Source organism: Nocardioides sp. URHA0020, from assembly GCF_000620705.1.
Classification (GTDB): Bacteria; Actinomycetota; Actinomycetes; order Propionibacteriales; family Nocardioidaceae; genus Nocardioides.
The window spans coordinates 166,695-179,105 of record NZ_KK211165.1 but is presented as its reverse complement, the minus strand read 5'-3'; the positions used below and the strand labels follow the sequence as shown (position 1 = coordinate 179,105).

General features: G+C 71.8%; 13 protein-coding genes and 1 tRNA gene. 6 read left to right on the top strand and 8 right to left on the bottom strand.

All coding sequences use genetic code 11. The features are described 5' to 3' along the window. Positions 1-257 precede the first annotated feature (257 nt). On the bottom strand, positions 258-935 hold the full coding sequence (locus tag N542_RS0104325) for a VOC family protein (RefSeq protein ID WP_028642878.1): 678 nt from the start codon (positions 933-935) through the stop codon (positions 258-260). 60 nt (positions 936-995) lie between these two features. Between N542_RS0104325 and N542_RS23345 the strand changes: the two genes are divergently transcribed. Then, positions 996-2,363, top strand: a complete 1,368-nt coding sequence (locus N542_RS23345; RefSeq protein ID WP_197025849.1) for an MFS transporter — start codon at positions 996-998, stop codon at positions 2,361-2,363. On the opposite strand, the gene sigJ is transcribed toward N542_RS23345, so the two are convergent. From sigJ to N542_RS0104295, 5 genes are read right to left on the bottom strand one after another with little or no spacing between them, the layout of a single operon-like run. Next, positions 2,335-3,207, bottom strand: a complete 873-nt coding sequence (sigJ, locus tag N542_RS0104315) for an RNA polymerase sigma factor SigJ (RefSeq protein WP_028642877.1) — start codon at positions 3,205-3,207, stop codon at positions 2,335-2,337. The two genes, N542_RS23345 and sigJ, sit on opposite strands and share 29 nt — an antisense overlap. Next, positions 3,204-3,944 (bottom strand): SDR family oxidoreductase, encoded by a 741-nt coding sequence (locus N542_RS0104310; RefSeq protein WP_028642876.1) that lies wholly within the window; start codon positions 3,942-3,944, stop codon positions 3,204-3,206. Before N542_RS0104310 ends, sigJ begins: the two co-directional genes overlap by 4 nt. Then, positions 3,941-4,066, bottom strand: a complete 126-nt coding sequence (locus tag N542_RS28240) for a hypothetical protein (RefSeq protein WP_269319760.1) — start codon at positions 4,064-4,066, stop codon at positions 3,941-3,943. Before N542_RS28240 ends, N542_RS0104310 begins: the two co-directional genes overlap by 4 nt. A gap of 43 nt (positions 4,067-4,109) precedes the next feature. After that, a complete protein-coding gene (locus N542_RS0104300; RefSeq protein ID WP_028642875.1) occupies positions 4,110-4,745 on the bottom strand; it encodes a 3-oxoacid CoA-transferase subunit B in 636 nt (211 codons plus the stop codon). After that, positions 4,742-5,521, bottom strand: coding sequence for a CoA transferase subunit A (locus tag N542_RS0104295; protein ID WP_028642874.1), 780 nt, complete (start codon positions 5,519-5,521; stop codon positions 4,742-4,744). The genes N542_RS0104300 and N542_RS0104295 overlap by 4 nt, the downstream gene beginning before the upstream one ends. A gap of 72 nt (positions 5,522-5,593) precedes the next feature. On the opposite strand from N542_RS0104295, the gene N542_RS0104290 reads away from it, so the two are divergent. Together N542_RS0104290 and N542_RS0104285 are read left to right on the top strand one after the other, a co-directional pair. Next, positions 5,594-6,607 carry an ArsA-related P-loop ATPase gene (locus tag N542_RS0104290; RefSeq protein WP_028642873.1) on the top strand — a complete coding sequence of 338 codons (1,014 nt, stop codon included), beginning with the start codon at positions 5,594-5,596 and terminating at the stop codon, positions 6,605-6,607. A 70-nt stretch (positions 6,608-6,677) separates the two neighbouring features. Further along, the gene (locus N542_RS0104285; protein ID WP_051551388.1) at positions 6,678-7,865 is read left to right on the top strand and encodes an ArsA family ATPase; all 1,188 of its coding nucleotides are present in this window, start codon (positions 6,678-6,680) and stop codon (positions 7,863-7,865) included. Between the two features lie 9 nt (positions 7,866-7,874). Here N542_RS0104285 and N542_RS0104280 read toward each other — a convergent pair whose 3' ends face one another. Further along, entirely contained in the window at positions 7,875-8,168 is a 294-nt protein-coding gene (locus N542_RS0104280) for a WhiB family transcriptional regulator (RefSeq protein ID WP_051551387.1), read from the bottom strand. 214 nt (positions 8,169-8,382) lie between these two features. On the opposite strand from N542_RS0104280, the gene N542_RS23340 reads away from it, so the two are divergent. Further along, positions 8,383-10,752, top strand: a complete 2,370-nt coding sequence (locus N542_RS23340) for a penicillin-binding protein (protein WP_051551386.1) — start codon at positions 8,383-8,385, stop codon at positions 10,750-10,752. A 66-nt stretch (positions 10,753-10,818) separates the two neighbouring features. On the opposite strand, the gene N542_RS0104270 is transcribed toward N542_RS23340, so the two are convergent. Beyond that, the gene (locus N542_RS0104270; protein WP_028642870.1) at positions 10,819-11,283 is read right to left on the bottom strand and encodes a GatB/YqeY domain-containing protein; all 465 of its coding nucleotides are present in this window, start codon (positions 11,281-11,283) and stop codon (positions 10,819-10,821) included. A 26-nt stretch (positions 11,284-11,309) separates the two neighbouring features. Between N542_RS0104270 and N542_RS0104265 the strand changes: the two genes are divergently transcribed. Together N542_RS0104265 and N542_RS0104260 are read left to right on the top strand one after the other, a co-directional pair. Next, the gene (locus tag N542_RS0104265; RefSeq protein ID WP_028642869.1) at positions 11,310-12,248 is read left to right on the top strand and encodes a metallophosphoesterase; all 939 of its coding nucleotides are present in this window, start codon (positions 11,310-11,312) and stop codon (positions 12,246-12,248) included. A gap of 64 nt (positions 12,249-12,312) precedes the next feature. Continuing rightward, positions 12,313-12,386, top strand: a tRNA-Pro gene (locus tag N542_RS0104260). The last annotated feature ends 25 nt before the right edge of the window (positions 12,387-12,411 follow it).

The window sequence follows — 12,411 nt, the reverse complement described above, 5'->3', positions numbered from 1 at the left end:
TGTGCTACGAGGGGCACGTACTCCTCAGCGAGCAGGCTGGGGTCGGTGGACTCGAGTTGGTCGGTTGGGCCCGACACGCCGTTGAAACGGTTCACGAGAGGATCTTGACCGAATCTTGTGGATTAAATGGGCGCAGTTGTCCGAAATGGCCCAGGTGGGCTATGGCAACGTTATTGCGGACTAGGGACGGCCGAATCGGTGTCGTGATCGGTTTTCCGTTGGCGGTGGTCCCCGAACCCGCCGAAAAGGTCGGTCTCTCAGCCCTCGAAGGCGCAGAACTCGTTGCCCTCGGGATCGACCAGGACGGTCCAGACAACCTCCTCATCGGGCTTTCGGACGACCCGCGCACCGTGCTCCACGAGCCCGCGGACGTCGTTGGTGTCGACGTCCCAGTGGATCCGGTTCTTCACCGTCTTCGCCTCCGGGACCGGCACGAACACGAGGTGGTCGAACGGCGCACCGGGGATCTGCTCCAGCCCGGCCCAGCCGTGGTGCTCGTCGTGCTGCCAGCGTCCGCCGATCACCCCGGCCCACCACGCGGCGAGAGCCGCCGGGTCGGCGCAGTCGACCACGACCTCGTACAGCCGACGCTCGGGGACCTGCTCCCTCGGGAAGGCGCACAGCTCCCCACCCTCCGGATCGCGCAGCACCTGCCAGCGGAAGGAGTCCAGGTCCAGCGGCGTCGCGCCGAGCTCGAGCAGGTCCTCCACGTCGGCGACGTGCACGTCGAGGTGCACCCGCTGCTTGACCGTCACCGGCTCGGGCACCTGCGCCAGCCACACGGTCGACTGGGGGGTCGGGCCCGCGAGGCGCACCATGGCCGGGTCGCTCCGCACCACCTCGAGCCCGAGAGCCGCGGCCCAGAACGGGCCGAGCAGCAGCGGGTCGACGGCGTCGATGCTCAGGTCCTTGAAGCGGGCGATCGGCTCGGTCACGACCCGATCATCACCCGATCCGATTGACCTCAACCCTGGTTGAAGTCCTACGGTCACGAGGTGACCCTGACCGGCCCGAGCGCCAGCGCCGCGACGCAGCCGCGCCCGCGTCTGCTCTCCCCGGCGTACGCCGCCACCACGATCGGCATGTTCGCGCTGGTCGCGTTCGCGGCGTTCGAGGCCACCGCCGTCACCACGGTGATGCCGACCGTCGCCCGGGAGCTCCACGGCATCGACCTCTACGCCCTCTCGTTCGCCGCGCCCCTGGCCAGCGGCGTGGTCGGCATGGTCGCCGCCGGCGCGCGGGCCGACCGGCGCGGACCCGTCGGTCCCCTCCTGGTCGCCCTCGTGCTCTTCGCGCTGGGCCTGGTCGTCTGCGGGACCGCGCCGTCGATGGAGGTGCTCGTCGCGGGCCGGGTGCTCCAGGGCCTCGGTGGGGGCGCGATCACGGTCTGCCTGTACGTCGTGGTCGGGCTGGTCTTCCCCGCCGTGCTGCAGCCGGCCGTCTTCGCGAGCTTCGCGGCGGCGTGGGTGCTGCCCTCCCTGTTCGGCCCCGCCCTGGCCGCGTTCGTGGCGCACGCGGTCGGCTGGCGGTGGGTCTTCCTCGGCGTGGTCGCGCTCGTCGCGGCCTCGACGCTGCTGATCGTGCCCGCGCTGCGCGGGCTCCGGGTCCGCGACGGCGGCTCGGAGACCCCGCGGTCCCGGCTGGTCTGGGCCGTGATCGGTGCCGTCGCCGTGCTGGCCCTCGAGCTGGTCGGCTCCCGGACGGGCACCGTCGCCCTGCTCGCCGTCGCGGCGGGCGCCGTCGTCGTCCTGTCGCTGCGGCGGATGCTGCCGGCCGGCGCCCTCGTCGCCCGACGCGGACTGCCCGCCGTGATCGGCACCCGCGGCCTGCTGAGCGCCTCCTTCTTCTGCGCCGAGGCCTACATCGTCTTCGTGCTCCAGGACCGCTGGGGCCTGTCGGCGGGTCGGGCCGGCCTGGCGCTGACCGCCGTGGGTCTCGTCTGGGCGGGCGCCAGCCAGGTCCAGTCGCGCCTGGGCCAGCGCGTCTCGGACGTCACCGCGATGCGGTGGGGCACGGCCCTGGTGCTCGCCGGCACGGCCGCGCTGACCCTCGTCGTCGTCACCGACGGCGCGCCGGTGCTCGCGATGGCGGCGTACGTCGTCGCCGGCGCGGGGATGGGCTTCGGCTACCCGCGCACCGGCGTCGCGATGCTCGCCGCCTCCTCCGACGCCGACCGCGGCTTCAACTCCTCCGCGCTCTCCATCGCCGACTCCCTCGGTGGTGCGCTGTCGCTCGCCCTGTCGGGCGTCGTGTTCGGCGTCGCCACCCGGGCCGACGTCGACCCGTTCGTCTCGGTCTTCGTGCTGGCGACCGCGGTCGCCGTCCTCGGCGTGGTCACGGCGTCGCGGACGGCACGCCCCTGAGCTTGTCCGGGGCCAGCACGATGTCGATGCGGGTGATCTGAGCTCCGTCGACCGTGAACGACACGACCGAGTGCAGGCGCCCCTCCGTCCGGAAGGCCACTCCGGTGCGGCCGTTGACCTCGACCAGCTCGACCTCCCCGTCCTTGCGGGCGATGCCGGCCATGAACCTGGCCACCTTGTCCGGGCCGAGCACCGGTCGCCGGGCGGCGTTGACGACCCCGCCGCCGTCACTGGTCAGCACGACGGACGGGTCGAGCAGGGTGACGAGACCCGCGAGGTCACCGCCGGCCGCCGCGACCAGGAAGGCGCTCACCACGCGGTCGTGGGTGCTCGCGTCGACCCGCACCCGGGGGGTCCCCGCGACGACGTGCTGCCGCGCCCGCCGGGCCAGCTGTCGCACCGCCTCGGGGCTGCGGCCCACCGCGTCGGCCACGTCGGCGAACGGCAGCTCGAAGATGTCGTGCAGCACCCACGCCGTCCGCTCCGCCGGGGTCAGCTGCTCGAGCGCCACCAGCAGCGCGTAGCGCACGGAGTCGTCGAGGCTGGCCCGGTCGGCCGGGTCCGTCGGCGCCCGCTCCACCCGCGGCTCGGGCAGCCACGGGCCGACGTACGACTCGCGGCGCACCCGCGCCGACCTGAGCGTGTCGAGCGCCGCCCGGGCGACGGTGACCGTCGCCCAGGCGCCGACGTCGCGCACCGGGTCGCGCTCGTCGGCCGCGACCAGCCGGAGCCAGCACTCGGCCACCACGTCCTCGGCCTCCGCCGTGCTGCCGAGGATCGCGTAGGCGACCCGCACCAGGCGCCCGCGTTCGACGTCGTACGCCGTCGCGAGCTGCTCGGTCATCGCTCGGCCAGCCACTCGTCGAAGGTCACCCGGCCCCGGGGACCGTCACCGGACGGGGTCAGGGCGCCGGCGCGCATCGCCCTGCCGGCCGCTCCGGGCAGCCGCACCGGGACCACCCGACGACCGAGGCCCCGGGCCTCCGAGACCCGGCGCGCGAGGTCGACCAGCTGCCACCGGTCGGGCCCCGCCAGCTCGGGCGCCCGCCCGACCGGCGCGCCGGCGGCCAGCTCGACCAGCGCCTGGGCGACCTCGCGCGCGGCGACCGGACGCGTGAGCATGCGCGGCACCACCGAGAACGGCCCGACCCGCGCGAAGCCCAGCACCTGCTCGGCGAACTCGTGGAACTGCGTCGCACGCAGCACCGTCCACGGCACCGCCCCCTCGGCGACCACGCGCTCCTGGAGCCGCTTGCCCGCGTAGTAGCCGGTGTCGACGTCGTCGATGCCGACGATGGACAGCACGACGTGGTGGCCGACCCCGGCGGCGGCCCCGCCCGCCAGCAGCGTGCGGGTGACGCCACCGAAGAACGCCTCGGCCTGCGCCCGCCTCTGGGAGGCCTGGTTGGTCGTGTCGATGACGGCATCGACCCCGGCCAGGCGCTCGGCGAGCCCGGACCCGGTGGTCAGGTCGACACCCTCCGACCGGGCCAGCACGACGACGTCGTGCCCGCGCTCGCGCGCCGCGTCAACGACCAGGCGACCGACCAGGCCGGTGCCACCGGCCACGGCGACCCTCATGCCGCCACCCCCGTCCGCTGCTCCGTCCGCCGCTCGGTCCGGGCCGGCACCGGCAGGAGCACCACCAGCACCCCACCCAGCGCGTCCACTCCGGTGGCCATCGTCTGCGTTGTCGTCCTCATGCCCGGTAGACGAGACAGCCCGTCGCGGGCGTGACATCCGCGCTCAGATCAGCGCCGGCTCCGTCTTCTCGCGGACCTCGGCCTCCGTGACGCCGGGTGCGAGCTCCACCAGCCGCAGGCCCCCGTGCGGACCGGGCTCGATGTCGATCACGCACAGGTCGGTGATGATCCGCTGGACGCAGCCGCGGCCGGTGTAGGGCAGCGAGCACTCCTCGACGATCTTGTAGGAGCCGTCCTTCGCGACGTGCTCCATCAGCACGATCACGCGCTTGGCGCCGTTGACGAGGTCCATCGCGCCGCCCATGCCCTTGACCATCTTGCCGGGGATCATCCAGTTCGCGATGTCACCGGCCCGCGAGACCTGCATCGCCCCGAGGATCGCGGCGTCGATCTTGCCGCCACGGATCATCCCGAACGACGTCGCCGAGTCGAAGATCGACGCACCCGGGCGGAGCGTGACGGTCTCCTTGCCGGCGTTGATCAGGTCCGGGTCGACCGCGTCCTCGGTGGGATAGGCACCCGTGCCCAGCACGCCGTTCTCCGACTGCAGCACCAGCTCGACGCCATCGGCCACGTAGTTGGGCACCAGCGTCGGGAGCCCGATCCCGAGGTTCACGTACGAGCCGTCGGTCAGCTCCGAGGCCGCCCGCGCCGCCATCTCCTCACGCGACCAGCTCACGACGCCCCTCCTGCACGAACAGTCCGCTTCTCGATCCGCTTGTCCGCGGCCTGCTCCGGGGTCAGCCCCACCACCCGGTGCACGAAGACGCCCGGAGTGTGGACCTGCGCCGGGTCGATCTCGCCCGGCTCGACGAGCTCCTCGACCTCCGCGATCGTCACCCGTCCGCACATCGCCGCCAGGTGGTTGAAGTTGCCCGCGGACTCCCGGTAGACGAGGTTGCCGTGGCGGTCGCCCCTCCACGCCCGCACGAGCCCGAAGTCCGCGACGATCGCCCGCTCGAGCACGAACTCCCTCTCACCCTCGGGCGTGGAGAAGACCTGCGTCTGCTTGGCCGGCGAGGACACGACCACGTTGCCCGCGGAGTCGTACTTCCACGGCAGCCCACCCTCGGCGACCTGCGTCCCGACCCCGGTGCCGGTGAAGAACGCCGCGATCCCGGTCCCGCCGGCCCGCATCCGCTCCGCCAGGGTGCCCTGGGGGGTCAGCTCGACCTCCAGCTCACCGGCGAGGTACTGCCGCGCGAACTCCTTGTTCTCCCCGACGTACGACGACACCATCCGCCGGATCCGCCGCTGCGCCAGCAGCAAGCCCAGGCCCCAGTCGTCGACGCCGCAGTTGTTCGACACCGCCTCCAGGTCCGTGGTCCCCGCCTCGAGCAGCGCCTGGATCAGCACCGAGGGGATCCCGCACAGTCCGAACCCGCCGACCGACAACGTCGCGCCGTCCGGGATGTCTGCGACCGCTTCCGCAGCGGTCGTCACGACCTTGTCCACGCCTAGCCTCCTGGATGTGACCTGCCTCGCGATGGAGTTTAGGGGTCAGGCTCCCCTGGCTAGGCTCGCTCCATGTCCGGGCCGAGCACTGCCGACTGGTCGCGCGTGCGTCTGCACGTCGTGACCGGCAAGGGCGGCACCGGCAAGTCGACCGTGGCCGCCTCGCTCGCGCTTGCGCTGGCCTCCCACGGCAAGCAGGTGCTGCTGTGCGAGGCCGAGGGCCGCCAGGGGATCGCGCGGATGTTCGACGTCGACCCGCTGCCGTACGCCGAGCGCCGCATCGCCACCGGGCTCACCCACGGAGACCGGCCACCGGGGGTGGTCCACGCGCTGCACATCGACCCCGAGTCGGCCCTGCTCGAGTACCTCGCCATGTACTACAAGCTCGGCCGCGCGGGCCGGGCGCTCGACCGCTTCGGCGTGATCGAGTTCGCGACCACCATCGCCCCCGGCGTACGCGACGTGCTCCTCACCGGCAAGGTCTTCGAGGCGGTGCAGCGCAACAGCCGCAACAAGGCGGCCATCCAGTACGACGCGGTCGTGCTCGACGCGCCGCCGACCGGTCGCATCACCCAGTTCCTCAACGTCAACGACGAGCTCGCGGGGCTGGCCAAGGTCGGGCCGGTCAAGACCCAGGCCGACACCGTGATGACGCTCTTCCGCTCGCCGCGCACCACCGTGCACCTGGTGACCGTCCTCGAGGAGATGCCGGTCCAGGAGACCGCCGACGGCATCACCGACCTGACGACGGCCGGGCTGCCGGTCGGCGCGGTGATCGTCAACCAGGTCCGGTCCCGAGACATCGCCAGCGACGACCTCGAGGCCGCGCTGACCGGCCGGCTGGACACCGCGGAGCTCACCGACGACCTCAAGGAGGTCGGGGTGGACCTCGACGACAGCCTCGTCGACGGGCTGGTGGCCGAGGCCCACGACCACGCCGTACGCCGCGCGCTCGAGGATGCTCAGCGGGCGGTGGTCGCGGAGCTGGGTCGTCCGGTCTACGAGCTCCCGCGGCTGCCCGGCGGCGTCGACCTCGGCGGCCTCTACGAGCTGGCCGCCACCCTCAAGCAGCAAGGCCTCGCGTGACGACCACCCCCCGCAGCTGCGACCTCCCGGCGCCGCTCTCCTCCCGCCCCTGCCTCCCCGGGGAGCGGGTATGAAGTCGCGCCCCCGCGTCGGGCCGCTGGCCGGTCGTCCCGGTCCCGCCCCCGCCATGGATGTCGACGCCCTGATCGACGACCCCGGCATCGGCATCATCGTGTGCTGCGGCTCCGGTGGCGTCGGCAAGACCACGACCTCGGCGGCGCTGGCGCTGCGGGCGGCGGAGCGCGGCCGCAAGGTCGTCGTGCTCACGATCGACCCGGCCAAGCGGCTCGCCCAGTCGATGGGGATCGAGCAGCTCGACAACACCCCGCGGCCGGTCACCGGCCTGCGGACCAACGGCAAGGGCAACCGCAGGGGCGGTGGTCTCGACGCGATGATGCTCGACATGAAGCGCACCTTCGACGAGGTCGTCGAGAGCCAGGCCACGCCTGAGAAGGCGCGGCAGATCCTCGAGAACCCCTTCTACATCGCGCTCTCCAGCTCGTTCTCCGGCACGCAGGAGTACATGGCGATGGAGAAGCTCGGGCAGATCCACGCCGACGCGCAGCTCGACGGCAGCTACGACCTGATCGTCGTGGACACCCCGCCGTCGCGCTCGGCGCTGGACTTCCTCGATGCCCCCGAGCGGCTCTCGAGCTTCCTCGACGGCCGCTTCATCCGGCTGCTGCTCACCCCGGCGCGCGGTCCGGCCCGGATGATGACGGCCGGCATCGGGATGATCACCGGGGCGCTCAACAAGATCCTCGGCACCCAGGTGCTGCGTGACATGCAGACCTTCGTCGCGGCCTTCGACACGCTCTTCGGCGGGTTCCGCCAGCGCGCGCAGAAGACGTTCGAGCTGCTGCAGGCCGACGGCACGGCGTTCCTGGTCATCGCCGCTCCCGAGCCCGACGCGCTGCGCGAGGCGGCGTACTTCGTCGAACGGCTCGCCGAGGACGACATGCCGCTCGTCGGCCTGATCGTCAACCGCGCCAGTCCCGAGCCTCGCGGCACGGTGTCGGCCGACGAGGCGATGGCCGCCGCGGCGCGCCTGCGACAGCGTGACCCGGAGTCGCTGACGGCCGGGCTGCTGCGCCTGCACGCCGACCAGTCCCGCATCGTCGAGCGCGAGGAGCGGCTCCGCGCACGCTTCGCCGCCGCGCACCCGCAGGTGCCGACGGCCGTCGTACCGGCGCTTCCCGGTGACGTGCACGACCTCGCCGGACTCCGCAGGGTCGGCGAGCTGCTGGCGGGCAGCTGACGCGCTGCGTCAGACGGTGACGGACGGCACCACGGTGCCGTCCTTGGCACGCGCAGCCTCGAGCATCGTGCGCCACGAGGAGTTGGGACGACGACGCAGCAGCGCGCGGCGCTCCCGCTCGGTCATCCCACCCCAGACGCCCCACTCGATCTGGTTGTCGAGCGCCTCGGCAAGGCACTCGGTCCGCACCGGGCAGCCGGAGCACAGCTGCTTGGCCTTGTTCTGCTCGGCTCCACGCACGAACAGCTGGTCCGGCTGTGACTCGCGGCACGCGGCCGCACTCGCCCAATCTTCAACCCACATAAGTGATGTCCCCACATCGCTCCGAGATAAGTAGCGTCCCCATGACGGCCTACCCGGGATAGTTCCCCTCGATGAGAAAGTTAAAGAAATGCTGAGGACTGGACCAGACCAAATATGCCCAGATCGTCTAGTCCATTTGGGCTAGTCCAGCCGGGTGAAGTGGTCACAATCGAGGAATCGGAGTCTCCTCGGCCGGTCACGTATCCTCGAAGCCATGTCAGTCCCGCGCGACGAGCGCCTCACTGCCGGCCGCATCGCCTCCCACCTCGTGGTGATGGTGGCGGTCGCAGCGCTCCTCGGAGTCGTCGTGGCCGGGCTCGCGATCCCGTTCGCGGGCGTCGCCGGCATCGGCGCCAAGAACGTCGCCAAGACGATGGACAGCCTGCCGGCCGAGCTCGAGACCAACCCGCTGCCGCAGCGCACCCGGCTGCTCGACTCCGACGGCGACACGATCGCCACGTTCTACGACGAGAACCGCGTCAACGTCTCGCTGGACCAGATCTCGCGCACCATGATCCAGTCGATCATCTCGATCGAGGACTCGCGCTTCTACCAGCACGGCGCCCTCGACATGAAGGGCACCGTCCGGGCCCTGGTCACCAACCAGGCCAACGACGGCGTCGTCCAGGGTGGCTCCTCGATCACCCAGCAGATGGTCAAGCTGACCCTGCAGACGCAGGCCAAGACCAAGGCCGAGCGCGCCGCGGCCACCGAGGGCACCTACGCCCGCAAGCTGCGGGAGCTCCGCTACGCGATCGCCATGGAGCAGCACCACTCCAAGGACTGGATCCTCGAGCGCTACCTCAACATCGCCTACTTCGGTGACGGCACGTACGGCGTGCAGTCGGCCGCCCGGCACTACTTCGGGGTCAACGCCAAGCGGCTCAACCTGCGGCAGTCGGCCATGCTCGCCGGCCTGGTGAAGAACCCCACCGGCTACGACCCGACCAACTCCCCCGACCGCGCGCTCGCACGACGCAACGTCGTCCTCGACCGGATGGCCAGCCTCAACGTCATCACCCGCGAGAAGGCGGAGAAGACCAAGGCGACCAACCTCGGCCTCCACATCCGCAACGCCAAGAACGGCTGCTGGTTCTCCCGCGCCCCGTTCTTCTGCGACTACGCCTGGAACTACCTGCTCGACGACCGGGCGCTCGGCGAGACGGTCGCGCAGCGTCGCCAGCTGCTGAAGTCCGGCGGCCTCACGATCCGCTCCACCATCGACCTGAAGGACCAGAAGGCCGCCGACAAGGCCGTCGCCAACCACGTCGACCGACGCGACCAGGCCGTGGGCGCGATCGCCATGGTCCAGCCGCGCACCGGCAACGTGACGGCGATCGCCCAGTCGCGCCCGATGGGCCGCAGCGCGAGGAAGGGCGAGACGTTCCTCAACTACGTGGTGCCGACGAAGTACGGCGACTCGGCCGGCTTCCAGGCGGGCTCGACGTTCAAGCCCTTCGTCCTGGCCGCCGCGATCGAGGAGGGCATCCCGCTCACGACGTCCTTCAACGCTCCGCAGACGATGACGATCGACACCAGCGAGTTCGCGAACTGCCCGGGAGCCGGCAACTTCGTCGGTGACTGGAAGGTGTCCAGCTCGACCTCGTCCGGCCGGATGGACCTCTACCGCGGCACCCGCGAGTCGGTGAACACCTTCTACGCGATGCTCGAGCGCGCGACCGGGGTCTGCAAGCCGTTCAAGATCGCCAAGTCGCTGGGCGTCGACCTCACCTACGCCAAGGGCGACGGCACCCACCTGCCCGAGCGGGTGCCGACGTTCACGCTCGGCATCGCCAACGCGAGCCCGTTGGAGATGGCCGAGGCGTACGCCACCTTCGGCGGCCGCGGCCTCCACTGCGACTCGCGTCCGGTGACCTCCATCGAGGACTCGTCGGGTAACGTGCTGAAGAAGTACCGCAAGTCGTGCCAGCAGGCGCTCCCGGAGTCGACCGCGGACGGCATCAACGACGTGCTGCGCGGGGTGCAGGAGCCGGGCGGATTCGGCTACGAGCTCGGTGGCACCGGCCTGACCGTCCCGTCGGCCGGCAAGACCGGCACCACGCAGGACGGCAAGGCCGTCTGGTTCGTCGGCTACACCCCCGAGGTCGCCACCGCGGCGATGATCGCGGGCGCCAGCAAGGACGGCGGCAAGCCGATGGCGCTGGCCGGCCAGACCATCCACGGCAACTACATCTACGCCGTGACCGGCTCCGGCTTCGCCGGCCCGATGTGGGCCCAGGCCATGCACGCGGTCCAGGACCGGCTCGACCCGGTCGACTTCGACAAGCCGTCCTCGGAGTCGGTCAACGGCATCCCGACCCAGGTGCCCTCCGTGTCCGGGATGAGTGTCGACTCCGCCATGTCGACGCTGAAGCAGGCCGGGTTCAACCCGATCAGCGGCGGCTCGGCCGACTCGACCAGCCCGCTCGGCACCGTCGCCTACACCGACCCGGGCGGCGGCTCGACGGCCCCGAAGGGCTCGGTCGTGACGGTCTACCAGTCCAACGGCCACCAGCCCCCCAAGGACAAGGGCAAGGGCAAGGGGAAGGGCAAAGGCAAGGGCAAAGGCCGCGGGGGTCGCTGACCCCCAGCGACGACCGGCACCCGTCGAGGGGCCTGGGACGGCGGGGCCACGCCGTCCCGGGGCTCCTCAGGACACGCCGAGCTGGCGGCGTACCTCCGCTGCCACGGCACCACCGTCGGCGCGGCCCTTGACCTGCGGCGTCACCACGCCCATCACCTTGCCCATCGCCTTCATGCCCTCGCCGGCCGCGCCCACCTGGGCGATCGCCGCGGTGACCAGGTCGGCGATCTCCTGCTCGCTGAGCTGGGCCGGCAGGTAGTCGGCGATCACGGCCGCCTCGGCGACCTCCTTGGCTGCCATCTCGGCCCGGCCGCCGTCCGCGAACGCCGTCGCGGCCTCACGCCGCTTCTTGGCCTCCGTGGACAGCACCCCGATGATGTCGTCGTCGCTCAGCTCGCGGGCCTGCTTGCCGGCCACCTCGGCGTTCGTGATCGCGGAGAGGACCATCCGCAGCGTCGAGGAGCGCACCTCGTCGCGGGACTTGATCGCGGTGGTGAGGTCGGCACGGAGACGGTCCTTCAGCTGGCTCATGCCCTCATTGTGGCAGCCTTGCGCGGGTGAGCCTCCCCGACGCCGTCCGCCGTACCGCCCTCGGCGTCGTCGGCGCCGGCGTCCTCGGCGGGGCCGCCCTGACGTCGTACGCCGTCCTCGAGGCGCGTGCCTACACCCTGCGCCGGGTCACGGTCCCGGTGCTGCCGCCGGGGAGCCCGGAGCTGCGGGTGCTGCACCTCAGCGACCTCCACATGACCCCGGGCCAGATCAGGAAGCAGGAGTGGCTCCGCGGGCTCGTCGACCTCCGCCCCGACCTCGTCGTCAACACCGGCGACAACCTCGCGCACCTCGGCTCGGTCCCCGTCGTCCTCGACTGCCTCGGCGACCTGCGCGACCTGCCCGGCGCCTTCGTCTTCGGCTCCAATGACTACTTCGCGCCGTCGCTGCGCAACCCGCTGCGCTACCTGCTGCCCGACAACGGCAAGCGGCACACCGACACGGCGCTGCTGCCCTGGCGCGAGCTCCGCGACGAGCTGACCACCTCCGGCTGGGCCGACCTGACCAACCGGCGCGCGACGCTGGTGGTCCGCGGCTTCCGGATCGCGTTGGCCGGCGTCGACGACCCGCACCTCGGCTACGACCGGCTCGACCTGGTCTCCGGGCCCGCCGACCCGAGCGCCGACCTGCGCCTGGGGGTCACCCACGCGCCGTACCTGCGGGTGCTCGACCGCTTCGCCGCGGACGGGTACGACGCGGTGCTCGCGGGCCACACCCACGGCGGGCAGGTGTGCCTGCCGGGCCTCGGCGCGCTGACCACCAACTGCGATCTCGACACCGCTCGCGCCAAGGGCCTGCACCGCCATCCCGCCGGGTCGCAACCAGGCGAGCCGGGCTCCGCGTGGCTGCACGTCTCGGCCGGGCTGGGCACCAATCCGTACGCCCGGATCCGGGTCGCCTGCCGTCCGGAGGCCACGCTGCTGACCCTGGTCGCGACCAACGCCTGATCCGATTTCAGCGGGTCGCAGGTGCTCGGGTATGGTTGCCCCCGGCCTGCTCCGGTGGGCCGATCGGGCTGTGGCGCAGCTTGGTAGCGCGCTTCGTTCGGGACGAAGAGGCCGCAGGTTCAAATCCTGTCAGCCCGACAGCTGGGGCTCGGATCCGCATCGC

What these genes read in the sequence shown, in the direction of transcription:
- N542_RS0104280 (WP_051551387.1), bottom strand. Translation starts at nt 8,168, where the DNA reads ATGTGGGTTGAAGATTGGGCGAGTGCGGCCGCGTGCCGCGAGTCACAG.
- N542_RS28240 (WP_269319760.1), bottom strand. Translation starts at nt 4,066, where the DNA reads ATGAGGACGACAACGCAGACGATGGCCACCGGAGTGGACGCGCTGGGT.
- N542_RS0104290 (WP_028642873.1), top strand. Translation starts at nt 5,594, where the DNA reads ATGTCCGGGCCGAGCACTGCCGACTGGTCGCGCGTGCGTCTGCACGTC.
- N542_RS0104310 (WP_028642876.1), bottom strand. Translation starts at nt 3,944, where the DNA reads ATGAGGGTCGCCGTGGCCGGTGGCACCGGCCTGGTCGGTCGCCTGGTC.
- sigJ (WP_028642877.1), bottom strand. Translation starts at nt 3,207, where the DNA reads ATGACCGAGCAGCTCGCGACGGCGTACGACGTCGAACGCGGGCGCCTG.
- N542_RS0104285 (WP_051551388.1), top strand. Translation starts at nt 6,678, where the DNA reads ATGAAGTCGCGCCCCCGCGTCGGGCCGCTGGCCGGTCGTCCCGGTCCC.
- N542_RS0104270 (WP_028642870.1), bottom strand. Translation starts at nt 11,283, where the DNA reads ATGAGCCAGCTGAAGGACCGTCTCCGTGCCGACCTCACCACCGCGATC.
- N542_RS23340 (WP_051551386.1), top strand. Translation starts at nt 8,383, where the DNA reads ATGTCAGTCCCGCGCGACGAGCGCCTCACTGCCGGCCGCATCGCCTCC.